Annotated in this window: 19 protein-coding genes; 8 read left to right on the plus strand and 11 right to left on the minus strand. The window is 40.9% G+C overall.

From position 1 onward, the window contains the following. Positions 1-3 precede the first annotated feature (3 nt). The 3 genes from MHI20_RS12455 to MHI20_RS12465 all read left to right on the plus strand — a co-directional run bounded on the left by MHI20_RS12455 (position 4) and on the right by MHI20_RS12465 (position 4,925). Positions 4-1,212: a glycoside hydrolase family 53 protein gene (locus MHI20_RS12455; RefSeq protein WP_340938740.1), complete on the plus strand. Its 1,209-nt coding sequence runs from the start codon at positions 4-6 to the stop codon at positions 1,210-1,212. Between the two features lie 23 nt (positions 1,213-1,235). Beyond that, positions 1,236-3,302: a beta-galactosidase gene (locus MHI20_RS12460; RefSeq protein WP_340938742.1), complete on the plus strand. Its 2,067-nt coding sequence runs from the start codon at positions 1,236-1,238 to the stop codon at positions 3,300-3,302. A gap of 294 nt (positions 3,303-3,596) precedes the next feature. Next, positions 3,597-4,925 (plus strand): CitMHS family transporter, encoded by a 1,329-nt coding sequence (locus MHI20_RS12465; protein WP_216895379.1) that lies wholly within the window; start codon positions 3,597-3,599, stop codon positions 4,923-4,925. Between the two features lie 43 nt (positions 4,926-4,968). Here MHI20_RS12465 and MHI20_RS12470 read toward each other — a convergent pair whose 3' ends face one another. The 7 genes from MHI20_RS12470 to MHI20_RS12500 all read right to left on the minus strand — a co-directional run bounded on the left by MHI20_RS12470 (position 4,969) and on the right by MHI20_RS12500 (position 11,731). Beyond that, entirely contained in the window at positions 4,969-5,397 is a 429-nt protein-coding gene (locus tag MHI20_RS12470) for a DUF4064 domain-containing protein (protein WP_041092650.1), read from the minus strand. Between the two features lie 26 nt (positions 5,398-5,423). Continuing rightward, positions 5,424-6,374, minus strand: a complete 951-nt coding sequence (locus MHI20_RS12475; protein WP_340938747.1) for an ABC transporter permease subunit — start codon at positions 6,372-6,374, stop codon at positions 5,424-5,426. Then, positions 6,371-7,300, minus strand: a complete 930-nt coding sequence (locus MHI20_RS12480) for an ABC transporter ATP-binding protein (protein ID WP_008347360.1) — start codon at positions 7,298-7,300, stop codon at positions 6,371-6,373. The genes MHI20_RS12475 and MHI20_RS12480 overlap by 4 nt, the downstream gene beginning before the upstream one ends. A 328-nt stretch (positions 7,301-7,628) precedes the next feature. Continuing rightward, complete coding sequence (locus tag MHI20_RS12485) at positions 7,629-7,967, minus strand: zinc ribbon domain-containing protein YjdM (protein ID WP_024720449.1); 339 nt, start codon at positions 7,965-7,967, stop codon at positions 7,629-7,631. A 93-nt stretch (positions 7,968-8,060) separates the two neighbouring features. Beyond that, positions 8,061-9,200: a glycerate kinase gene (locus MHI20_RS12490; RefSeq protein ID WP_056703980.1), complete on the minus strand. Its 1,140-nt coding sequence runs from the start codon at positions 9,198-9,200 to the stop codon at positions 8,061-8,063. A 29-nt stretch (positions 9,201-9,229) separates the two neighbouring features. Next, complete coding sequence (locus MHI20_RS12495; protein WP_144667419.1) at positions 9,230-10,501, minus strand: GntP family permease; 1,272 nt, start codon at positions 10,499-10,501, stop codon at positions 9,230-9,232. A 117-nt stretch (positions 10,502-10,618) separates the two neighbouring features. Then, positions 10,619-11,731 (minus strand): CdaR family transcriptional regulator, encoded by a 1,113-nt coding sequence (locus tag MHI20_RS12500; protein ID WP_058337137.1) that lies wholly within the window; start codon positions 11,729-11,731, stop codon positions 10,619-10,621. 160 nt (positions 11,732-11,891) lie between these two features. On the opposite strand from MHI20_RS12500, the gene MHI20_RS12505 reads away from it, so the two are divergent. The 5 genes from MHI20_RS12505 (at position 11,892) to MHI20_RS12525 (ending at position 18,801) form a co-directional block, all read left to right on the plus strand. Beyond that, on the plus strand, positions 11,892-12,542 hold the full coding sequence (locus MHI20_RS12505) for a TetR/AcrR family transcriptional regulator (RefSeq protein WP_008347371.1): 651 nt from the start codon (positions 11,892-11,894) through the stop codon (positions 12,540-12,542). Positions 12,543-12,611: 69 nt separating this feature from the next. Then, positions 12,612-13,865, plus strand: coding sequence for an MFS transporter (locus MHI20_RS12510; protein ID WP_144667415.1), 1,254 nt, complete (start codon positions 12,612-12,614; stop codon positions 13,863-13,865). Further along, positions 13,862-16,189 carry an FtsX-like permease family protein gene (locus MHI20_RS12515; protein ID WP_096882093.1) on the plus strand — a complete coding sequence of 776 codons (2,328 nt, stop codon included), beginning with the start codon at positions 13,862-13,864 and terminating at the stop codon, positions 16,187-16,189. The genes MHI20_RS12510 and MHI20_RS12515 overlap by 4 nt, the downstream gene beginning before the upstream one ends. A gap of 13 nt (positions 16,190-16,202) precedes the next feature. Further along, positions 16,203-16,964, plus strand: coding sequence for an ABC transporter ATP-binding protein (locus MHI20_RS12520; protein ID WP_340938753.1), 762 nt, complete (start codon positions 16,203-16,205; stop codon positions 16,962-16,964). A 658-nt stretch (positions 16,965-17,622) separates the two neighbouring features. After that, positions 17,623-18,801 carry a response regulator aspartate phosphatase gene (locus MHI20_RS12525; protein ID WP_024720457.1) on the plus strand — a complete coding sequence of 393 codons (1,179 nt, stop codon included), beginning with the start codon at positions 17,623-17,625 and terminating at the stop codon, positions 18,799-18,801. Between the two features lie 87 nt (positions 18,802-18,888). Here the strand turns inward: MHI20_RS12525 and MHI20_RS12530 are convergent, their stop codons facing one another. From MHI20_RS12530 to MHI20_RS12545, 4 genes are all read right to left on the minus strand, one after another. After that, positions 18,889-19,737, minus strand: coding sequence for a PRD domain-containing protein (locus tag MHI20_RS12530; protein WP_008347382.1), 849 nt, complete (start codon positions 19,735-19,737; stop codon positions 18,889-18,891). A gap of 31 nt (positions 19,738-19,768) precedes the next feature. Beyond that, a complete protein-coding gene (locus MHI20_RS12535; RefSeq protein WP_340938760.1) occupies positions 19,769-21,235 on the minus strand; it encodes a glycoside hydrolase family 1 protein in 1,467 nt (488 codons plus the stop codon). A gap of 4 nt (positions 21,236-21,239) precedes the next feature. Continuing rightward, on the minus strand, positions 21,240-23,099 hold the full coding sequence (locus tag MHI20_RS12540) for a beta-glucoside-specific PTS transporter subunit IIABC (RefSeq protein WP_340938762.1): 1,860 nt from the start codon (positions 23,097-23,099) through the stop codon (positions 21,240-21,242). 343 nt (positions 23,100-23,442) lie between these two features. Continuing rightward, entirely contained in the window at positions 23,443-24,321 is an 879-nt protein-coding gene (locus tag MHI20_RS12545; RefSeq protein WP_268430804.1) for a hypothetical protein, read from the minus strand. Positions 24,322-24,342: the final 21 nt, after the last annotated feature.

The following is a 24,342-nucleotide window of genomic DNA, read 5'->3' on the forward strand; positions in this document are numbered from 1 at the left end:
TTGATGAAAAAATGGTTGCTTGTCACTGTTGTCGTTTTCTTTCTGGTGGGGTTAGGTATTCTGCCTGAAGCAAAGGCTGATACGATTTCGGTGAAACCGATCAATGGATTGCAAGGTGATTTCATCAAAGGAGCCGATATCTCCATGCTCGCAGAAGTGGAGCGAAGCGGCGGCAAATACTACAACCAAAACTGGCAGCAGGTTGATCCGCTCAAGCTATTAAAAGAGAAAGGTGTCAACTATGTGCGCATCAGACTCTGGAACCATCCATACGACAACCAAGGCCGTGCCTATAACGGGGGGACAAACGATTTAAATACCGCCATTGCTCTCTCGAAACGTGCAAAAGCACAAAATATGAAAGTGCTGCTTGATTTTCACTACAGTGATTTCTGGACCGATCCCGGTAAACAGTTCAAACCGAAAGCTTGGACCAATCTCTCCCAAAGCGATTTAGAAAAAGCTGTTGGCACTTACACAAGCGATGTACTTAAAGCGATGAAAGCACAAAATGCCCTACCAAATATGGTACAGGTCGGGAATGAATTGAATTCAGGTATGCTTTGGCCGAACGGAAAGAGCTGGGGTGAAGGCGGCGGTGAATTTGACCGACTCGCTGCTTTGCTAAAAGCGGGGACAAATGCTGTCCGCTCTGTCGATTCAAACATCAAAGTCATGCTTCATCTTGCACATGGAGGGGACAATGGTGCATCTCGCTGGTGGTTTGATGAAATCACGAAACGAGGCGTTTCGTTCGATACGATCGGTTTATCTTACTACCCGTATTGGGACGGGGGATTTAGCGGTCTTACTAGCAACATGAATGATATTAGCGCCCGCTATAACAAAGATGTCATCGTGGTAGAAACCGCCTACGGCTTTACAACAGCAAATGGTGACAACCTCGATAACTCATTTAACCAAGATTCAGTCAATACGGCCGGTTATCCAGCATCACCACAAGGGCAGGCATCTTTTATACGAGATCTATCAGAAAAAATTTCACAAGTAAAAAACAATCGCGGGAAAGGGTTCTTTTATTGGGAGCCGCTTTGGATTCCAGCAAAAGGTGCTCCGTGGTCTAGTCAATACGGGCTCGCTTATATTCAAACAACCGGCACAGTCGGGAATGCTTGGGAAAATCAGGCCATGTTTGATTTCAACGGAAAAGCCCTGCCTTCTCTTGATGTATTTAAACAAATGACACCGTAATTAAACAGATAGGACGTGACAAAATGGGAAAGCGTTACCCACTCGTCCACCCAAATGTGAAAGGCTTTTTGCATGGTGGCGACTATAATCCTGATCAATGGCTTCATATGCCGGAGATCATTGACGAAGATTTTCGATTAATGAAGCTTGCACACTGTCAAACATTCTCCATCAACATTTTCGCTTGGAGCAAGCTCGAGCCAAAAGAAGGGGAATATGATTTTGCCTGGCTGGATGATATCATGGATCGCTTGGCAGCGCAGGGAGCTCACGCCATTCTCGCCACGCCAAGCGGAGCAAGACCTGCTTGGCTCTCGCAAACATATCCAGAAGTCTTACGCGTTGAAGCAAACCGCCAGCGCAACTTACACGGACTTCGCCATAATCATTGCTTCACCTCGCCGGTTTATCGAGAAAAAACGAATACACTCAATCGTTTGCTTGCAGAACGCTACAAGGACCATCCAGCGCTGATCATGTGGCACATTTCAAATGAATACGGCGGCGAATGTCATTGTGATCTTTGCCAGGAAGCATTTAGAGACTATTTGAAAGACAAATACAACCATGACCTTGAAGCTTTGAATCAAGCATGGTGGACGGGATTTTGGAGCCACACCTTTACCGATTGGTCACAAATCGAGTCACCAGCCCCTCATGGCGAGCACATGATTCATGGCATGAACCTAGACTGGAAGCGTTTTGTCACAGCGCAAACGATCAATTTTTATCAAAATGAAATTGAACCGCTACGAGAATTAACACCTCATGTGCCAGTAACCACCAATTTTATGGGCGACTATCCACATATGCGTCCATTCCTTGGACTGGACTATCATCAATTTGCAAAAGAAGTCGACGTGATCTCATGGGATAGCTATCCAGCATGGCATAGCGGCAGAGAATCCACTGCAGAATTAGCGTCAAACGTCGCCTTCGTTCACGATTTGTATCGTTCATTAAAGGGCGGTCAGCCGTTTCTTGTGATGGAAAGCACACCAAGCCTCGTGAACTGGCATGAAGTGAATAAGGTGAAGCATACAGGAATGGCACACCTCTCTGCCATGCAGGCGATTGCCCACGGGTCCGACTCCGTCCTTTATTTCCAGTGGAGACAAGGCCGGGGCGCCTCTGAAAAATTCCACGGCGCTGTTGTGGATCATTCAGGACATGAACACACGCGTGTGTTTCAAGAAGTCGCTGATTTAGGAAAACAGCTGGAGCAGCTTCAACCGATTGCGGGTACATCCGTTCAACCAGAGGTCGCCATCATATATGATTGGGAAAACCATTGGGCAATTGATGATGCGCAAGGCTTAAATAATACCAACAAACGCTATGTAGAGGCTTGCCAAACTCACTATCGTAGTTTCTGGAAAAAGGGCATCCCTGTTGATATTGTCGGGATGGAAAAGGACTTCTCATCCTATCGAGTGCTTGTGGGACCAATGCTCTACATGATCAAACCAGGCGTGGCAGAAAAGATCGAAGCATTTGTCAAAGAGGGTGGCATTTTTGTGGCAACGTACTGGAGCGGCATGGTTGATGAAAACGACCTCTGTTTCCTCGGTGGTTTCCCTGGCCCTCTCCGCCATGTACTTGGTGTTTGGGCAGAGGAAATCAACACATTGATGCCAGATGAACACGTTTTAATGACCACAGGAAATGGACGCACCTACCATGTCGGGCAATATTGCGAATCCATTCACCCAGAATCAGCCTCTGTGTTAGGGCATTTTGAGAATGGCTGCTATGAAGGACAGCCCGCCCTTACTGTCCGTCCATTTGGCAAAGGGAAAGCATACTATATGGCTTCTGAAAATGAGCAAGCGTTTTATGATGATTTTTACGAAGATCTCATCACAGGAATAGGGATAAAGCCGATCCTCTCCTCTTCAATTCCAGAGGGAGTCAGCGTCCAGAAACGAACAGATGGATCGCAGGACTTTGTGTTTATGATGAATTTTACAGAACAGCAACAGAACATTTCACTAGATTCAGCGGAAAGCTATGAAAATATGCTGACTGGACAGCATACATCTCAACAGTTACAACTGAATCCTTACGAATACGTTATTTTGAAAAAATAGTGTGAAAGAGGCGTCCATCCAAAGGGCGCTTTTTACCTTTTGTTGAATCTAAATACCTATATATTTTCTCCCGATAGTAGATTATCAATAGAAGTATTATTTTTTATCTAAATTTTTTGACATATTGAACACCGCACCATGATTGGCCCCGCCATCCTTTTTTACCATTGTATAGGTATGAAAGCGGTTGCCTAATACTCATATTTTTGATACTCTTTTTTTCAATGCAAATGTGGGATTGCATTGGTAAAAAAACAAACAAATGTAAACGGTTTATTGTAGGGGGAGGGGCTTATGTTAACGTTTGTTGGATTGTTGATTATTTTAACGATTGTTGTTTTGCTGATTTGGGGGAAAGCAAGTCCAATTGTCGCCATGGTCATGGTGCCTTTAATAGGGGCGCTCATCGCAGGATTTGGTATCAATGACATTCAAACTTTCTTTGAACAAGGGATTATCAAAGTTTTGCCAGTGGCGACCATGTTTATCTTCGCCATTTTATTTTTTGGCATTTTACAAGATACAGGGTTCTTTGAACCTGTAATTAAAGCGTTAATCAAGCTGACAAAAGGGAATGTTGTCACAGTTGCGATGGGAACTGCCTTGATTGGGGTCATCGCACACTTAGACGGAGCAGGCGCTACAACCTTTTTATTAACTGTACCTGCACTGCTTCCGCTTTATAAAAAATTACATATGAGTCCTTATTTATTGCTATTGTTAATCGGGACGAGTGCTGGATTAACCAATATGATTCCATGGGCTGGCCCCACAGGACGGGCAGCTAGTGTCCTAAATATGGACCCATCTGAACTGTGGGTACCGCTTATTCCCATTCAGCTGATCGGGGTCGTGCTCGTATTAGGAATGGCATTCATTTTAGGAAAAAGAGAAGAAAAACGAATTCGGGTGAAAATCGCGGCAAATGAAATAGCTGCTGTCCAATTAGAAGGCGCTGATTGGGATCGTGCCATTCAATCGATCAGCGAAACAGGCGATGCGTCTTTAAAGCGTTATCACTTAATGTGGGTCAATCTCATTCTATTTTTAGCTGTTGTTGTCCTTCTCGTGCTGAACGTGATTCCTGCTAGTTATATGTTTATGATTGGTCTTTCACTAGCACTTTTGGTGAACTATCCGAATGTGAATGTACAAATGGAGAGAATTAAGGCGCATGCTCCAAGTGCACTAATGATGGCAGCTGTAATTTTCTCCGCAGGTTCTTTTTTAGGAATTCTTGAAGGAACGGGCATGCTGAAGGCGATTGCAGTGGACAGTATTCACATTTTGCCAGCTTTCTTACTGCCATTTTTACATATCATTGTGGGGATATTTGGGGTTCCGCTTGATATGCTGACAAGTACGGATGCCTATTATTATGCACTATTGCCGATTGTCGAATCGATTACATCAGAGGTTGGTGTGCCAGGGACATCTGCGGCATACGCCATGATGATTGGAAATATCATCGGCACCTTTGTCAGCCCCCTTGCACCTGCTGTATGGCTTGCCATCGGTCTTGCAGGGGTCGATATGGGGAAACATATCCGCTACTCCTTCTTTTGGATGTGGGGGTTCAGTATCGTTTTACTCATCATCGCCAAACTGATTGGCATCATATAAAAAGAAAGACATGCGCAAACCAGCGCATGTCTTTTTCTTTGAATTATGAAGGATATTCACTTGTGTGAATGTCTGTTTTCGGTTTTCTAATGAGTGACATCAATCCAACGATCAGCAACAAGATCATCGGAACGAAAGCAAGACCAACAGTTCCAATTAAAAGAGTCACAGCCGAAACCAAGAAAAGAATACCAGAAAGCACGGCACGGCGGTCTGTTTTCAAAACAATCACACCAACAAGGGCTAAGACAGCCGCAATTGCGGAAACAACCATAAACTGAATGCCAAAGGCATGAACCGATGCCTCAAGTGTTTCAACTGGCAAGGCGCTGCCTTCCTCTTTTAACACTTCATTCAATTCTTCATAAACTGCTGGGTCCACAGAAAGCATCAACGCCCCAAAACCAACACCAATTACGTTGAGGACAATACTGATAATCCCCATAATTTTTTCACCTTTACGCTTAATCATTGATAGAAACCTCCTAAAAAGTTAAATTAACCTGTTTTTACTTCTCGCTTTTGGAAGACGATTAAAGCAACCGCCAAGAAGATGGCCCAATAAATGACTAGGACCGTTAGTGAGAAACCTAGGGACATGCCTTCGATATAAGTAGGTGTTTCTGCGAAATACTGTACAGGATCGTTGGCAAACAATAAGTATTTCGCCCAATCAAAGAAGAACATCAAAATGCTTGTGATGGATGCTCCCACAATATAGGCTAATACACTAATCGCTATGGAAATGGCCTCACTTCTAAACACCGTTGAGATGGCAAAAGAAAGTGTCCCTAATACAACAAACATAGCACAATGCGCCAAATAATAAGAGACCATATTTGCAAACTGAGACCGTTCAATGACTTCACCATTTTGATAAGCCAAATACACATAATCATGGTTTAGTCCAAAGAATATCGCACCTAAGATAAAGGATAAGATAAATAGGACAGCGATCAAGAAAAGTGAATATAGTTGAACGGTAAAGTATTTAGACAAAAGAACCTTCAACCTGGATGGCGGACGAATCAGTAATAATTTAATTGTACCATGCTTATATTCAGCCGAAACAATTGTGGCTGCAATAATAATCACAAATACACCGACCAGCTGAAGCAAATTAGCATTTGTTTTCACATAAGTCCATGCATTTTTACCGAATTGATCGGCTGGCGGTAAATCATGTTTGATTCGATACTCATTAATCGCTATATCGGTTTCAAGGGATCTCTTATAAAATCCTATATTATCCTCTTTCAATTCTTTCTTATTTGCTTTATTGATTTCTTGCAACTCAGTTTTCCAATCACCGGATGCTTGATCTCCGTCATTTGTCTTAACAGCAAAAATCAACGTCGCAATCATACCTAAAACAAGAAGCCCAACCATAATCCAAGTACCCACACGATAACTGATTTTCATCCACTCGTTTTGAATGAGGCGAATCATACGTCTGCCTCCTTTTTACCTGTTAAGCTTAAGAACTTATCTTCTAAGGTTTGTTTTTCTATTTTGATTTCGTACAAATGAATAGAAGCCTCGCTCAAATGACGAATCAATTGTGGCATTTTCTCTTCTAGGATGGAGAAGAATAAGTACTGCTCCTCTTCTCTAACTGTGATGCCTTCCTCAAATGCTTCAATGAGCTTTTGAGCTTCTTCAAGCTCACTTGATGCTACTTTCATTCGATAATTGACCAAATCATCCTGCTTCGTCTCTGCACGCTGATCCTCAATCGCAATCAGCTTTCCTTTTTGGATAATGGCGAAACGATCACACATCAATTCCATTTCTGACATGAGATGACTTGAAACAATGACAGCAAGCCCTTCTTCCTTTGCCAGCCTTCTCAAGTAATCTCGTATCATACGAATTCCCTCTGGATCTAGTCCATTGGTCGGCTCATCTAAGATTAGCAGTTTCGGTTTATGTATCAATGCCTGAGCAATCCCCAAACGCTGCTTCATTCCTAATGAAAACGTACGGACACGCTTATGTTTCACATGCTGCAAACTAACTAGTTCTAGCAGTTCATCAATTCGACCTTCATCCACTTTTCCATTCATTCTGGCAAAATGAACAAGGTTTTGTCTTGCCGTTAAATGATTATACATTTCTGGATTTTCAATAATTGCACCGACATCTTGGATGGCATGCTGATATGAGGTTTGAATACTATGACCATTAATCAGAATGTCACCGGATGTAATGGGAGAAAGACCGACCATCATGCGAATGGTTGTCGTTTTTCCTGCGCCATTCGGCCCTAAGAAGCCAAAGACTTCGCCCGCTTGGACAGAGAAACTCAAGTCTTGAACAATCTTTTTCCCGCGAATATGCCTAGATACATTTTGCAGTTCTAAAACGTTCGTCACGTTACCTCTCCTTCTTTGTCTAAGTATCATCTATCATCTATTTCCTGATAAACACCATGATCCGTCAAAAATAGAAGAACACTTCCATATGGTACAGCAATGCCCAAAAGTTGTGAAGGGGATTAGGCAAAATTTAGAGAATCATCTGCCTTTTTTAAGGTAGAGTTAAGAAAAGCGTGAATTTTTATAAGAAAAGAGGCTTGATTTTTTAAAAAAAGAATGATTTTCAATAGGTACATATGTATGAAATGATGTTTAAGATTATACCTTTCACCTATAAATATCGAAATAAAAAAGAGGCTGATGATCGACAGCCTCTTTTCATATATTATACTTTCTTCACAAACTCCGATTTTAACTTCATCGCGCCAAAGCTAGGAATTTTACAATCAATATTATGATCGCCTTCGACTAAACGAATCCCTTTGACCTTCGTTCCTATTTTTAAAACCGAAGAAGAGCCTTTGACTTTTAAATCTTTAATCACAGTGACCGTGTCACCATCACTTAATAGATTTCCATTCGCATCTTTGACAACAAGCTGTTCCTCTTCCGCTTGTTCTTGTTCTAGCGACCATTCATGCGCACATTCTGGACAAATAAGCATGCTGCCATCCTCGTATGTATAAGTTGAACTGCACGATGGACAATTCGGTAGATTAGACATTTGTGTTTCCTCCAACTTTCTTTTTCATTTAGAACCATTTTACCACATTTCTATAGAGAGGAATGTGATAGAAAAGGAAACATTTTTCATCATTTACTTATCTCTTCCAAATGTCATGACAGCCGCAATATTCCTTGCTGTTCTCTCTACATGCACACTAGCATCATGCATGGCTTCAGCCAGAGTCGTGACGCCAGGGACAATACTAAAAAGTGCATCAATGCCATGATCATGTACGACTGCACTGTCTTTTGAGAGGGACCCAGCGATACCAATCACAGGGAGTCCATATTGTTTCGCAGCTTTAGCTACACCGATTGGCGTTTTGCCGTAAATGGTCTGCTGATCAATCCGCCCTTCCCCTGTAATGACTAGGTCAGCGTCCTTGAGTACGTCAGCAAAATGTACGGCTTTCAGTACAATATCAATTCCCTTTTGCAGATCAGCCTGTAAAAAGCCTAATAAACTCGCACCAAGTCCTCCTGCCGCTCCTGCACCTGCCGCATCACCAAAGGAGACATGAAGATGCTGCTTAGCCACTTGTGCTAAATGAGATAAATTCTTGTCCAACAGTTGAACCATTTCTGTATCTGCTCCCTTTTGAGGACCGAACACAGCAGACGCTCCTCTTTCACCCGTTAAAGGATTATCCACATCACACGCCACTTCCAGACGGACAGATTGCAATCTTGGATCCAGTCGAGATAGATCAATAGAAGCTAATTGATTCAGTGATCCACCGCCCGGCGTGAGGTCTTGGCCTGCTTTATCGAGAAAAAAAGCCCCTAAACCTTGCATCATGCCAACGCCACCATCATTTGTTGCGCTTCCACCAAGCCCAATGATTAAATGCTTCGCTCCTTTATCCAGCGCTGCAAGCATTAATTCTCCTGTCCCTCTAGACGTCGTGAATAAGGGGTTCCGTTTTTCTGGCGGGACAAGATGTAATCCTGATGCTGCTGCCATCTCTATGACAGCTGTCTGACCATCTCCCAACATACCAAAAAAGGCATCCACAGGTTTGCCAAGCGGGCCTGTGACCACTTGCTTGACAATGGTTCCGCCTGTCGCATCCACTAACGATTGAACTGTGCCTTCTCCTCCATCTGCCATTGGGATTTTCATATATTCTGCATCTGGCAAAATAGAGCGAAATCCTCGTTCAATGGCACATGCTGTCTCATAAGCAGATAAACTTTCTTTAAATGAATCTGGTGCGATCACAATTTTCATCCAAAAACCCCTCGTTTCTCATTAAGTCCTCAGCCGAACAGCTGGAAAATACCAAAGATAATGGTCGATACAACGGTTAATGTCAAACCAATTAACGATTCAAAGGGCATTAATTTCAACCGTTCTTTTATATCCATTTGAACACTTCCAGCCGTTGCATGGAAAAAGCTTCCGTGTGGCATATGGTCTAGCACAGTTGCGCCAGCGTGAATCATAGCTGCGCCTGAAAGGGCAGATACACCAAGACCAATAAGAGTTCCGCTAAATACACCACTTGCAACTGCCGTCCCTGCAGTTGTCGAAGCTGTGGCTGCCGACATAAAAATTCCAGACGTTGGTGCAAGCAAGTAAGGAGGTAATCCCGAAGCGTCAAGCACCTGAATAAATACCTCTTTCATGGAAGAATTCGATACAATTCCAGCTAATGTGCCTGTACCTAGTAACATGATCGCTACACCTGACATTTTATGCAGCCCTGACATCGCATAATCATTGAGAAACTTCCCTTTTTTCATGAAAAGAGCGCCTACAATTCCTCCTATTGGTAAGGCAATCATCGGATCAATATTTATTTGAAACAACGGTCTTAAGGCTAACAAGAGAATGGTCACAAGCGGGCCTACAAGCGCTTGTAGAAAACCAGGTACTTGAACCTCGCCTTGGTCTGTTCCCTCTTCCAAAACAGGTGTCCCTTTATTCGCAAGCTTTTTGGCTAATACATACGTGACGGCTATCCCGAAAATAGCCGGTATGACACCTGCCGCCATCAGAGAAGTAAGCGGGACACCAAAAGCATCAGAGGCTGCAATGGCATTCGGATTCGGTGACATGATATTCCCTGCCTTCCCTCCTCCAATCATCGCAAGTAAAATCCCCGTTTTAGAAAGTTTTGCACGCTTGGCAATGGCAAGTGCGATTGGTGCTACTGTAATGACTGCTACATCTACAAAAACACCCACCGTTGTTAAAATCATTGTTGCAAGTGCGAGTGCTAAAAGTGCCCTCGCCTCTCCAAGCTTTTTCACGATGGCCTCCGCAATAGATAACGCAGCACCCGACTCAATTAAAACCCCTGCCAGTACACCTGCCGCCATGATTCGAAGAACAGCCGGAATCATGTTCTTTGCGCCTTCCATCATGACGTTCACGGTCTGCACAACATCTACACCGCCAACCAAACCGCCAATAAATGCGCCTGCCAGCATGCCATAAGCAGGTGATACTTTTTTTAGAATGAGAACAATAGCGATCACAAGCGCAGTCAATGCGCCCAATGTACTCACTGTCACATCTCCACCCATACTCCATCCCTCCTGATTGTCTTTTCTTAATTGTAAGCGTTTACCCATCGGGATCGAGTTGTGAATCTAGATGAACTTCTTTTATTTATTTCTTCATCCAGTTGTGCAAATGCACAATTAAGACAGTTGATTGTCCAATTGTGCTATGTACAGCTCCATCAACTGTTTCACATGACGAGGATCTTTTCCGGTCAATGCCTGGATTTTATCTAAACGATATCGCAGTGTATTACGGTGAATAAATAGACGATCAACGATTCTTTGTAAATCCCCGCCCTCTTCAATGTAAACCTTTAACGTTTGAACGAGTTCCGTTTCTTGTATCAGCGGATGATAAAAATCACTCCACCGTTTGCCCTCTTTGGCGGCTCTCGCTTTTATAAACAAGCTTTCAAGCTGATAAGATTCAAAAACATATATGCTTTCCTCTGGATGGAGCACCTTTCCTAACCGCAGGGCTTCTCTCGCATGCTGAAAGGACAACGGTAATTGACTCATGTCCTCAGCGACAGTTCCTACACCCACTAGCACTTGTCCATCAACTGCACCTGCCATTGTTTGCTGTAGCTGTTCGATCACATGCTTGAGTTGATGGTCACATATCGGCTGTCTTAACAGGATCAATTCATGACGGAAGGTCATGCCTAGTAAATCATCCGCATTCTTATCGTATTGAATGGCATGCATCATTTTGTGTACAGTGTCCTCAGACGATGGAATTGGCTGAAAAACAATAGCCATTCGCCGCTTGTCTAAATCCATTCCAAGCCAGTCAGCACGGTGCTTCAGCTGATGATCACCCATGTCAGACTCGGAGATGAGCTGATTCACAATTTCACTCTCTATTCGCTGCCGCCACTGGAAGCGTTCAAGTAGAAAAGACTGCTCTAATACGAGCTCAGCTGCCATTTTCACCATCTCGGCATGATGACGAATGCCCTCTGGTTCACCCGTAATCCCAATGACACCAACAACTTGTTCCCGAAAGCAAATAGGCAGATTGATTCCAGGTCTCACGCCTTTTAAGCGGCGGGATGTCTCCTGATCAATCTCCACACTATCTCCGCTTGACAGCACTAGACGTGCTCCATCATGTTTTTGTCCAATCCTTTTTCGTTCACCAGACCCAATAATGACACCATCTGCATTCATGACATTGATGTTTTGATGTAAAATATGCATCGTACGTTCAACCATCTCTTGCGCCAATTCACTGGTTAAAAATTGCATTCAGCATCTCTCCTGAAGGGGTTTTCATTCAATGTATCATATTGTCATTGCACAATAAATGCAAAGCTTCAAAAAACAGCCGTTGACAAAGATACGCCAAAAAGTGTTTAATCAAATCAAGGGACCGACCGACAGTCTAATCAAAAGAAAGGATGGCTTTATGAGAACCGTTAAACATCCTGAGGAACGCAAAAATGACATCTTAAATGCAGCAGAGAAGCTTTTTTCAACCAAAGGCTATCAGCAAACCACGATTATTGACATCCTCAAAGCCGTTGGCATTGCAAAAGGCACATTCTATTATTACTTTACTTCCAAAGAAGAAGTGATGGATGCAATCATTGATCGGATCATAAAGGCAGATATCATCGAGGCAAAGCGTATTGCCGCTGATCCAGATATCTCAGTGGTTGATAAATTATTTCGCATCATCATGGCACAATCTCCTAAACAGGGCAGCCATAAAGAAGGCATGATTGAACAATTTCATCAGCCTGCTAATGCAGAGATGCATCAAAAAAGCTTGATCAAAGCCATTACAGAGCTATCACCCGTTTTAGCAGAAGTCATTCAGCAAGGGGTAGAAGAAGGGATATTTCAAACAGATTACCCGCAAGAAACTGTCGAATTTCTCCTCGCTTCTGCACAGGTTATCTTTGATGAGGGACTTTTCCAATGGACCACAGCGGAAAGCATACAACGAGCTCTAGCATTTATCGCAATCCTTGAAGCCTCATTACATGCAGAAAAGGGAAGTTTCTCCTTCCTTCTCCAACGTTTAACTGGAGAACCGGAAGACAATAATCAGTGATTGGTTACTTCAATACCAATCCTGCATATATTATAGACTGACGGTCGGTCTAAAAGGAGAGTGATTTTCATGTCGTTATCAGCCAAAAATGGCTCCACCCATTTTATCTATCTCGTTCTCGGGCAAATTATTTCCGTTTTCGGGTCTTCCTTGATTCGTTTTGTTCTATCTTTACACGTCTTGGATATGACACATCGTGTTGATTTATATGCTCTGCTTTTCGCTTTATCCAATATCCCGCTCCTCCTTTCGCCATTAGCAGGAGCAATTGCTGACCGGTTTAACAGAAGAAATTTGATGATTTTATTTGATGTTCTTACTGGAATTATGATTCTGTCTTTTTATTTCTGGTTATTTTCAGGTCATGATTCACTTTATATGATTGGAGCCGTCATGATTCTCCTTGGTGTCATGAGTACGTTTTATGCTCCTGCTGTGATGTCCAGTATTCCTCAGCTAGTGAAAGAAGAAAAATTAGAACAAGCGAATGGCATCGTGAATGGCGTACAGGCCCTTTCAGGTGTTGTCGCTCCTATCATTGGCGGCGTTTTATACGGACTCATTGGGAGCCAGGTCATCATAGGCGTTAGCAGCATTGTATTTTTTCTATCAGCATGCATGCTTTTACGGTTAAATATCTCTTTCTCACCTAGCCCACTCGCAGAACCGATGACCAAAGTACTCTTGAAAGATATGAAACAAGGCTTTTCCTATATCGGAAGCCAGTCATTTTTAAAAAGAGCCATGCTGCTTGCAGCGCTACTAAATTTCATCCTCACACCATTTTTTATCGTTGGAGGTCCCATTATTTTAAGGGTCACAATGAAAAGCAGTGACATCATGTATGGAATAGGAATGGGTATCATTGAGTTTGCCGTCATCGCAGGCGCCCTGCTAGTTGGTCTTGTAGCGAAACATTGGCGGATTCCTACTTTGTATCGCTGGCTGCTCGTCATCGCAGTCATTTTGCTGCCTGTTGCTTTTTCAACATCCAAGATGGCTCTTCAATTTGGTACATTTCCAGCCTATTTTCTCTTTTTAGCAGGGTGTCTCCCAATTGCCATGCTGCTCACCATGATTTCGATCGTTGTCATCTCACATGTGCAAAAGAAAACACCCAATGCTCAATTAGGAAAAGTCATGGCCAATCTAACAATGGTCTCTCAATGTGCTGCACCGCTCGGTCAAATGATGTATGGGTTCTTGTTCAACACTTTTTCCGCTAGCATGTATGTGACCGTGTTAATCGTGAGTGCCTTGATGTTTGCACTTGCCTTCCTTACAAAAAATATGCTTCGACATGAAGGAGAATCAGCCTCATGAGATTGACGTTTATCAAGAAAGACCTAACCCGCCACCGTCTCATTTCAATCGGCTTAACCCTTTGCATCATGATGACATCATTTTTAGCAACAAGCGCTGCGCAAATGACGGCCCAGCTGAATGGTTCCATTTCTGATCTACTCCAATCAGCCAAAGCACCAGACTTTGTCCAAATGCACGATGGCAGCTTAGATGAAAAAGCGGTCGATATATTTTCAAGTAAACAGTCGATGGTAAAGGCACATCAAATTGTTCCAATGATTCCGATCGAACACGTCAGCATCAAGTTCGGGCAGGAGCCTGCTCAAGCGGGTGTGATGGATCATTTATTTGTAAAGCAAAATCGCTATTTTGATTTCCTTTTAAACGAACGAAATGAAAAGCTCACTGTCAATAAAGGAGAAGTAGCAGTCCCTATTTATTTTCAACAAAAATACCATTTAAAGATTGGCGAAAGGTTACTCATTTCAAAAGGCTCTCATCAATTCTCTTTTCAAATCAAAACGTTCTTACGAGATGCCCAAATGAATCCAAGTCTTGTCAGTTCAAAGAGGTTTCTTCTGCATGATGCGGACTGGGTAGCACTGAATCAAGTGTTTCAAAAAAAGGAGTACTTAATTGAATTTTTATTGCATGATGCTAGTCAAGCAGATGCTTTTCAATCACTCTATCAATCATCTGAGCTGCCACAACAGGGGCCTGCTGTCACATTACCCCTGCTTCGCATGCTGAATGCTCTAACAGATGGTATGGTGATCGCCATTCTCCTTCTTGTTTGCTTTCTGCTCATTAGCATTTCCCTCCTCTCTCTTCGTCTCGCTATGACCGCCGCTATAGAAGAGGATGAACGTGAAATTGGAATCTTAAAAGTACTAGGAATCCCTTTATCAAAAATCAAACAATTATACGTTGGGAAGTATGCTGTGCTTGCCTGTATAGGGTGTATAGCAGGATATTTGATGACACTCATGTTTGGTGATTTGTTTACAGCCAATATTCAGCAATATATGGGGAATCGCTTCTCTTTTATTCATCAGGTGATTCCGCTTTTGGTGTCAATTTTGACGGCAATGATCGTCATCTCATTCAGCTATACTGTCCTAAGGAGATTTGGTCAAATATCAGCCGCTCAAGCTATTCAAGGCGGCATAAGCTCACCAAGCCGTAAAAAACAAATTCCTATGTACCTCCAGAAAAACAGATTCCTCCCAGTAAATTTTTGGTTTGGATTGAAAGATCTGTTCTCGCGAATAAAGATGTATTCAACAATTACCTGTATTATTGCGCTTTGTACATTTTTAATGTTAATGCCGATTCAGTTATGGTACACATTACAATCACCCGATTTCGTCACATATCTTGGCTCAGGAAAAAGTGACCTTCGAATTGATATTCGGCAGGGAAATCATTTAGAGAAAAGTACAAATAAAATAGAGTCTATGATTAGCGAAGACCAAGACATTCAAACATCTGCCGTCTATGAAACAACTTCTCTACAAGCCAAAACAATGGAGAATACATTAGAAACGCTCTATTTAGAAACAGGTGATCTATCAGCATTCCCTCTCACCTATTTACAAGGACGGGAACCGTTGAAGGAGGAAGAGATTGCTTTATCGGTGTTGAGTGCTGACTCACTTCAGAAAAAGATAGGCGAAAAAGTCACTCTCGCCACAAATGGACAGCAAGTTCAAAAAATGGTTACCGGCATTTATCAAGACGTCACCAACGGAGGGAAAACAGCTAAAGCATTATCTCAGCCTTTTCCTCATTCATCCCTTTGGAAAACCATTCAAATACAATTAAAACAAGGAATAGATATGGCAGAGAAAAAAGCAGCACTTGAAACAAATATGTCTCCTGCAAAAGTGACAGATATGAAAGAATATGTGCATCAAACAATAGGAAGCACCGCATCTCTAGTAAAAGTGATTGCATTATTTTCAACCATCGCAGCTTTTGGAACAGCCAGCCTAATGTTAATGATGTTTCTGCACATGTTAAGAGCGAAAGATTTAAATCGTACTCACTTGTTAAGGACGATTGGTTTTTCTCAAAAAGATTTAACCTATCAATACTTAACAAGTTTTATCGTCGTTCTCTCTATCGGCGCCTTCATTGGAGCAATCGCTGTTCATACTATTGGTCCGGCGTTGATGAGTGCAGGCGGAGCATCATTAGGAGCATCCAGCCTTCAGTGGTTAGCCCCGAAATGGGTTTGGATCGTGTATCCTCTCCTGATGTTTATGGTGAATTTAACTGTCATCTCGTGGTTATTGAAGTCCTTTTTTTCTAGTAAAATCAGTCGTCATACTCTTTCATAAGGAGATGTTTCACATGGCACAATTAATTGAAGCGAAGCAATTGTCTTTACAAATTGATTCATTAAAAGGACAAAAACAGACCATTCTTAGAAATATTCACTTAACCATTAAACGTGGAGAATTTGTCACCATTATGGGACCTTCAGGGTGTGGAAAAACCTCTTTGCTTTATCAACTTAGCGGTATAGAGACATCCTCCAGAGGGGAAATCAAATATAACGGTCAACTGCTATCAGAAATGACAGACAAACAGTTAACAGCTTTGCGCTTATCAGAGATGGGATTCGTCTTTCAACACAGCCACTTACTAAAAAACCTCAATCTATTTGATAACATCATTGCTGCAGCTTACTTAGCGAAGAAAATGCCGAGAAAAGAAATCAATGAACGAGCGAAATATTTAATGGAGAAACTTGATATTGATCATTTAGCTGATAGATATTTATCAGAAGTATCAGGAGGACAGCTCCAAAGAGCCTCTATCTGTCGAGCTCTTATGAATGAACCAAACATTCTTTTTGCCGATGAGCCCACAGGTGCTCTTAATTCAAGCACCACAAAGGAAGTCATGGATATTTTTTCACAAATCAATTCTGAAGGAACAACTCTGCTACTCGTCACCCATGATCCAAAAGTGGCCCTTTGCTCTGAAAGAATTTTGTTTATGAATGACGGTGAAATTTCAGCCCATTTAAATTTAGGAAAATACGATCGCTTTACCGCTGAGAAACGAGAGGCCTTGTTAAACAAGTGGTTACAAAACTTAGGGTTTTAATTGGTGTCAAACAGGCAGAAATCTGCCTGTTTTATTTTTTCTTACACTCAAAGGAGTAATCCATAGTCAAACTATTTGTTTCTAGTATGATTTTGCCGTCTTCTTGTTGACAAGATTCTGTCAGCAACTCAATTTCTTTGCTATAAAAGTATCTCTTTGAGATATAAAGAGTGACTAAAACAAGTAAAAGCGTCGTCATCACAATTGTCATTTGCCAGTTTAACATTTGAAATCTTTTTTTCATTTCAACATCCTTTCTGAAAGGTCAACACTTGTCTCGGATATTCGCCTTTATCAGTAACTACCAGTTTCTTTTCCAAAATCATCTAGCAACATCATAACTGATTTTCCCTTCTAGATCGACCTTTCATTGTTCTTCTCTCATAGCTAAAAAAGCTTTATTTCATATATTCGGATGGTATTTTCGACCATAAACTTAAAACTAATAGTATCTATCACGTTTTTAGACTTCCAAAAAAAGATTTTACTCATTTGAATAAACAATCAATCATCAATACAATAACGTACATCTCATGACATAAGGTCCTTTTTATTACCTCCTGTCAATCACCTCCCAGAAACGATTATATTTTACCAAAAATTGTGATATCGTTTTTTATTGAAACAGGCGAAAGGATGTTAAAGAGGTGAAATTTCCATGAAAATCATTTCAGCTGAACAGGTGGGGAACCGTTTAAATGATTGGCGAATTGCCATTCGTAAGCATGATGTGCACAATGCAAAGACAATCTACACAGAATTAAAGGAATTACTTCAAGAGATGGAAGAGAATCAGGAGGTCTTGACCTACTATTCATTGCTAGAAGGCAAGTTTAAGCTCATGTTATATGAACGAAGAGGTAAAAAACTGAATGAACCGACAGTGCTAGAATACCCTTCTAAAACAAACGACTTAATTGAATATTATTTTTACCTATATAAAGCCCTTTACGCTTCATATAACAGAGACTATGCATCAGCCATCGGACTGTTTAAAATTGCTGAGAAAAAACTACAAAACATTCCTGATGAAATAGAAGTAGCAGAATTCCATACGAAGGTCGCAAACCTATATATGATGCTTCGCCAAAGCCTGATTTCACTTCATTATATTCAGAATGCCATCGATATTTTCAAAGGTCATGATGGCTATGAAAGAAGACTGGCAGCAGCTTTTGTGATCGCAGCCACCAACTTCATGGATATTGGCGATTTCAAAAGAGCTGAGAATTACTACACAAAAGCATTACACATCTCAAATCAATTAAACGATCATTTTTTAGCATCACAGCTTTATCACAATATCAGTATTCTATATGCCGAAGTTGGAGAATCAAAAAAATGTATTGATGCCCTAGAAAAGGCTCTTAGTGATGATGACTACCTTTCATCTTGTTATTTCGAACACTCCATGTTTATGTTACTAAAAGAGCTACTCTCCATTGATGAAAAGTCGCAAGCTCTCTATTATTTTGAATTGGTCAAACAAAAACAAGAAATAGACAGAAACCCCATCTATACAGCAAAAATGAATTTTCTCTATCACCTATATTTCACTGAAGACATATCCAAAAAAGCTCAAACCTGTTTCGATGACATCAGTATTCTGAAAGAATTAAAGGATGTTGAAGGTGCCCGTGAATTAAGTGCACTAGCTGCCAAACACTTTGAAGAGCTAGGTTCAATTCACCAAGCATACCTCTTTTTGAAGGATGCCTATCAATTAGAACACACTACACTTAATTGGAGGAATTATGATGAAAAAAGTGAGTTTACTCATTTTCGCTTTAGCCATCGTTGTTTTCGGACAAACGGTGTCTTACAATTCGTTAAATGATCTTGGCCCAACAGAACGACCTATCGGAACATAAACCGATACAATACAAATAACCACTTGCCTCGTTACAAGGCAAGTGGTCCACATTTATTTTAGTTCTTGATAAGAAATGAGGCGGTGAATATGTACCGCCAGATACGTAAGTTCGTCATTAGGAATAACAATACTATGCACCTGTTTAATATAATCTTTGATTTTGAAAGCTACATCCATCGCTTGAGGATACAAGTGTGCAATTTGTTCAAACAACTCATTTTCTTGATCTGATAATAATTTATTTGCGTAAAATCTTTCAACAAAGAATTTCACATGTGTAATAAATCGGCTGTAATGAATATTCTCTTGATCCATTTTCATATTCAACGTATAGCGGACGAGATTCACAATACTTCCAATCATCTTGGCATACTTCATGCCATCTTTAGAATCGGACTCTTCACCTAACGCATTAATTAAATGGAAGGCGATATTGGCCGCTTCTTCCTTTGGTAATTGTATGCCCAATGTATTGTTGACTAACTCAAGCGCATAATTACCTACTTCAAATTCTTCGGTATAGTAGTTTTTGATTTCCCAGTATACTCGATTTGTAATATTAATATTCTTCTTGTGCCGTTCTACTGCAAAATTCAAGTGGTCCATCAAGGTAAAATAGACACCAGAATTCAGACTTGAGTTTAAGCGTTTTTCAGCATATTGAACAATATGCTGAGTTAAATCGATAAACTCTTGTGGCATTGAATCTAATAGTTGGAGAAATTCCTTCGCTCTCATGTTATCGACAGACATAAACACTTGATCTGCCTTCTTTTCTTCAATCATTTGACCTGGTTTTTGTCCATAACCAATCCCCCGGCCGAATAGAACCATCTCCTGTTGGTTCTGATCTTCAGCCAGAACCACACTCGAGTTTAAAACTTTTTTGATTTTAAACATCGTCATCACCTGTTTTCATGATTGTGGTTTTTCAATCAAGCGATTCACCATTTGTTTCAATGACCTTTTTGTACCAATAAAATGAGTCTTTACGAGAACGTTTTAATGTACCGTTTCCATCGTCATCTTGATCTACATGAATGAACCCGTATCGTTTTGACATCTGTGATGTACCTGCACTAATAATATCAATTGAGCCCCAGCTCGTATATCCGAATAGGTCAACGCCTTCTTCCACCGCTTCTCTCATTTGGCGGAAATGCTCTTTGAAATAGTTAATACGATAATCATCGTGAATTGATCCATCACTTTCAACAACATCTTTTGCACCCATGCCGTTTTCTACAATGATCAGTGGTTTTTGATAACGATCATATAATTCTATTAAAGAAATTTTCAGACCAACCGGATCAATTTGCCATCCCCAATCAGTAGATGGAAGGTAAGGATTTTTGACCCCACGGATGGTATTTCCATCCGTTTTTTCTAATCCTTCATCAGCTGATTCAGTTAAAGACATATAGTAGCTGAACGAGATAAAATCTACTGTATTTTCTTTTAAAATAGAAAGATCATCTGATTCCATTTGGATATGAATGTTTTTTCTCTCAAGCATGCGCTTGATAAGCGACGGGTATTCACCAAATACCTGAACATCTGCATAGAAATAGTTTTCTAAGTTTTGTTTCAATGCCCGCTCCACATCATTCGGATGACAAGTGTGCGGATACGTTGTTAATTTTGTCAGCATACACCCTACTTGACTGCCTGGTATGATGCGATGACAATCTGCTGTTACAAGTGCAGAGGCAATGAATTGATGATGGAGTGCTTGATAAACCGTTTCTTCCTCTTTCCCTTCTGGGCAGCGATCAGGAATAATTCCTGCTGTAATAAAAGAGTGGCGGTGAATACTATCTATTTCATTAAAGGTAAGCCAATATTTCACATCATGTTTATAGCGTTCAAAACATACATTGGCGAACTTAACAAAGAGATCAACGACTTTTCTTTCAACCCAGCCATTATATTTCACGCTCAGTGCTAACGGCATTTCATAATGTGACAGCGTCACAATCGGTTCTATGTTGTGTTTTTTCATTTCTGCAAATAAACGATCGTAAAATTGGAGTCCTTTTTCATTTGGTTCGTTCTCTTCTCCAGTTGGGAAGATACGGCTCCATGCAATAGAAATGCGAAGAGTTTTAAAACCCATTTCAGCAAATAGAGCCAAATCCTCTTTATAGTGATGATAGAAATCAACACCTCTGCGTTTTGGATACTTTTTATCATCTGGGTCTTTCATCGCTCGATCTATATTTTCAGAAGTAACAGCTAGATGCCCTTCATAATCTTCTACACTCAAATTAGACCGGTACATCGCAATATCAGCAACAGATGGGCCCTTTCCATCTACATTCCAAGCGCCTTCTGCTTGGTTGGCGGCAATGGCGCCGCCCCATAAAAATCCTTTTGGAAAACCTTTTATTGTCGTCATATGTTTAGCCTCCTAATTGGGTGATAACCATCAATGTATCTTGGCGATTGACCTCTTGTAATGGCTGTACCTTAATATCATATTGATCTGTATTCGTGATGACAGCAAGCGTAACTGGATCGTATCCTGCTTCTATGATTTTTTCTACATCAAATTCAATGAGTAAATCCCCTGCTTGTACACGATCTCCTGCCTGCACTTTTGGATAAAAATACTGTCCTTCCAACTGTACAGTATCAATGCCAATGTGGAATAAAACTTCCACCCCTTTGTCCGTTTTCATACCAAGTGCATGGTTTGTTTCGAACAGCAAGGTGACCTCACCATCTACTGGTGCATATAACGCTCCTTCTGAAGGAACAATGGCAATTCCGTCTCCCATGACCTTTGAAGAGAAAATATCATCTTTTACTTCAGATAGAGAGATCATTTGACCAATCACAGGGCTTTTGAAAGTTTCCCCTGCTCCAATTTGTTCAGCAAATGCTTCTTGATCATTTGTCTTTTCTTCTACTTTTTTATCCTTACCTAATACAAAAGCAGCGATAAAAGCAACAACGAAGGAAATGACAGCTCCAATGACAGCAAACATTAGATTTCGAGGAAGCTCATCTGATATAAACATCGACATACTTGCTAATCCAGGACCAACAAGTACAAAAGCTTTTATACCAACTAATCCAATGAAGATTCCGCCAACAAACGAACCAATCATGACACTTCCAAGTACGCGTTTATTTTGAAGTGTCACACCATACAAAGCAGGCTCTGTGATGCCAAAAAATGCTGAAATTCCTGCCGATATGGCTGTTGATCTGAGTACCTTGTCTTTCGTGCGAAGTGCCACTGCGAAACATGCCCCACTTTCCGCAATATTATGCGCAAGTGATGCTGGTAAATAAAGTGCTTCTTTCCCGAGGTTCCCCATCGTTGTAACTGCATAAGGGACCATTGCTTTGTGCATGCCTGATGCAACCATAAACGGGAGTACCGCTGCTAAAATTGCGACAGCTACCCAGCCTACTGTATTAAACATCGCAAGAATAACGGATGAAAACCCTTGTCCTGCTGTAAAACCAAGTGGTCCTAATAACAGTAACGTAACTGGTACAGTAATGACTAATGACATCATTGGGACAAAGAAAATCCGAATTGGTTTTGGTGAAAATCGTGTGAAGAATTTTTCCATTTGAGCGTAAAGCAATACAGAAAGGATTGCTGGAAACACTTGATACGCATAAGCTATATTTTTTACGTCGAATGACATTAATTGCGCACCTTCAGTAAGCATGGCTGTCATGTTCGGAAGAAGGAGTGCACCGACTGCTGATAATGCGACCAGTGGGTTTACCTTTAGTTTATTTGCCGTTGTGACAGCGACTAGTAATGGCAGGAAGTATAGTGGTGCGTCACCCACCATATTCAGTATTTGATAGGTTTGGCCTTTTGCATCCACCCAGCCTAATAAAGAGAAAAGGAGAAGAAATGATTTTAAAATTCCTCCGCCTGCGATAGCCGGAACAAGCGGCTGGAAGACACCCACAATGAAATCTAATAGAACTGTGCCTGCTTTTCTTTTTTCTTTTGGCTGATTGGATGGCATGCTTTGCCCAGACGAGCTGCCGCCCATTAAATTTGTTACCTGTTGATACACTTCAATCACGTCATTCCCAATGACCACTTGGCATTGTCCTGACATTCTGACAGCTATGACACCTGGTGTTTTTTCTAATGCTGGTACATCTGCTTTTTTCTGATCAATTAGTGTGAAGCGAAGTCTTGTTGAGCAGTGTTCAAGGTGTGCAATGTTTTTTTTACCACCTACATGCTGTAAAACATCTTTGGCGACTTGTGTGTAATCCATTTTTTCTCCTCCTTTTCTCATACATGAGACCTATATTTTGGCAACAAAAAAGGACCTAAAACGACAAATTAAAGAAATTCATCGTTTTTAGATCCTGCCTGCATGACCAGTCACATGTCTAATTTATTTATATTGGATTTGTTTTTAGTATATATTGATTATATGAAAGCGTCAACATTTATTTTTATAAAAATTATTAAGGTCTATATACCTAAATTAATTTTCTTTAATTTAGTTGAAGCAACCTTTCTCACTTTTTTTATACACCAATATTTTTTATCATCAATAAGAACTCTTTATTAATAAAAAACCAGATAAGTTCACTCATCTGGTTTCATATCATCTATTTTTTTCTTTCTTCCGCCTGCTTTTTGAATGCTTTCGCTTGTTTTTGGTATTCCTGTTTCGTAACCGCTTTTAACTCTACAGTACCGCCTGTCATTTTAAATGGAAGTTTGATTGATTTTACATCTCGATCAGTGGAACCTTTAATGATCCCATCTTCAATTGAAGGTTCATGGCCCATTACAAAATTTCTTCCATCCGTATCACCCATGACTTCTAATCTCATTTCTTTATAAGGCTTACACTCTTCTCCGGGAACAGTTGTGATTAGAAGGAAGCCGGACCATCCAAGCTCAATATGCATGGTTTTCACCTGTAAAAATAGTTGTTTGTCCTTTGCCGTATAGAGAAAACCATATACTTTCGCCACTTTCTCCTTGAAGTTTCTCATACTATCATAAAACCTATCTTCAGCGGTATCGAATAGATAATCATATCGTTTTTGAATCTCTTTATGATATTTATCTAGCTTTTTTTGATTGATTGCCTTATATATCATGCCTTTCTTTTCACCTTGTTTTTTTACTGAAAGGTCTTTTCCTGAAAAGTGAACTTCGTATACGATCGTTTCTTTACCTTGTGTGACTTTGAATTCATACCCATTTTCTTTTGAACTGCCAGATACGACAAATTGTTTTTTATAGATTTGCGGATCCCACCTCACTTCTTCTATATACTTTTCATTCAAATGCCCCGTTACTTTGCCTTTATTCTCAGATATCTCAAACCAGCTCATTCTATCCTTCGTTTTATACGCAAATGCATGGGCATGATTCAATGAATTCTTTTTTGCGATTGCTTGATATGCTGTCCAGCCGCCTCCACCTAAGATGAGTACTGCCAGGATAGACACGACCCACATTTTCAGTTTACTCATACGTACCTCCACTCAAATATG

Source organism: Bacillus sp. FSL K6-1106 (assembly GCF_038005245.1).
In the GTDB taxonomy this organism is placed as follows: Bacteria; Bacillota; Bacilli; order Bacillales; family Bacillaceae; genus Bacillus; species Bacillus altitudinis.

Coding starts and splice junctions, on each gene's coding strand:
- MHI20_RS12455 (WP_340938740.1), top strand. CDS start 4: ATGAAAAAATGGTTGCTTGTCACTGTTGTCGTTTTCTTTCTGGTGGGG.
- MHI20_RS12460 (WP_340938742.1), top strand. CDS start 1,236: ATGGGAAAGCGTTACCCACTCGTCCACCCAAATGTGAAAGGCTTTTTG.
- MHI20_RS12465 (WP_216895379.1), top strand. CDS start 3,597: ATGTTAACGTTTGTTGGATTGTTGATTATTTTAACGATTGTTGTTTTG.
- MHI20_RS12470 (WP_041092650.1), bottom strand. CDS start 5,397: ATGATTAAGCGTAAAGGTGAAAAAATTATGGGGATTATCAGTATTGTC.
- MHI20_RS12475 (WP_340938747.1), bottom strand. CDS start 6,374: ATGATTCGCCTCATTCAAAACGAGTGGATGAAAATCAGTTATCGTGTG.
- MHI20_RS12485 (WP_024720449.1), bottom strand. CDS start 7,967: ATGTCTAATCTACCGAATTGTCCATCGTGCAGTTCAACTTATACATAC.
- MHI20_RS12490 (WP_056703980.1), bottom strand. CDS start 9,200: ATGAAAATTGTGATCGCACCAGATTCATTTAAAGAAAGTTTATCTGCT.
- MHI20_RS12495 (WP_144667419.1), bottom strand. CDS start 10,501: ATGGGTGGAGATGTGACAGTGAGTACATTGGGCGCATTGACTGCGCTT.
- MHI20_RS12500 (WP_058337137.1), bottom strand. CDS start 11,731: ATGCAATTTTTAACCAGTGAATTGGCGCAAGAGATGGTTGAACGTACG.
- MHI20_RS12505 (WP_008347371.1), top strand. CDS start 11,892: ATGAGAACCGTTAAACATCCTGAGGAACGCAAAAATGACATCTTAAAT.
- MHI20_RS12510 (WP_144667415.1), top strand. CDS start 12,612: ATGTCGTTATCAGCCAAAAATGGCTCCACCCATTTTATCTATCTCGTT.
- MHI20_RS12515 (WP_096882093.1), top strand. CDS start 13,862: ATGAGATTGACGTTTATCAAGAAAGACCTAACCCGCCACCGTCTCATT.
- MHI20_RS12520 (WP_340938753.1), top strand. CDS start 16,203: ATGGCACAATTAATTGAAGCGAAGCAATTGTCTTTACAAATTGATTCA.
- MHI20_RS12525 (WP_024720457.1), top strand. CDS start 17,623: ATGAAAATCATTTCAGCTGAACAGGTGGGGAACCGTTTAAATGATTGG.
- MHI20_RS12530 (WP_008347382.1), bottom strand. CDS start 19,737: ATGTTTAAAATCAAAAAAGTTTTAAACTCGAGTGTGGTTCTGGCTGAA.
- MHI20_RS12535 (WP_340938760.1), bottom strand. CDS start 21,235: ATGACGACAATAAAAGGTTTTCCAAAAGGATTTTTATGGGGCGGCGCC.
- MHI20_RS12540 (WP_340938762.1), bottom strand. CDS start 23,099: ATGGATTACACACAAGTCGCCAAAGATGTTTTACAGCATGTAGGTGGT.
- MHI20_RS12545 (WP_268430804.1), bottom strand. CDS start 24,321: ATGAGTAAACTGAAAATGTGGGTCGTGTCTATCCTGGCAGTACTCATC.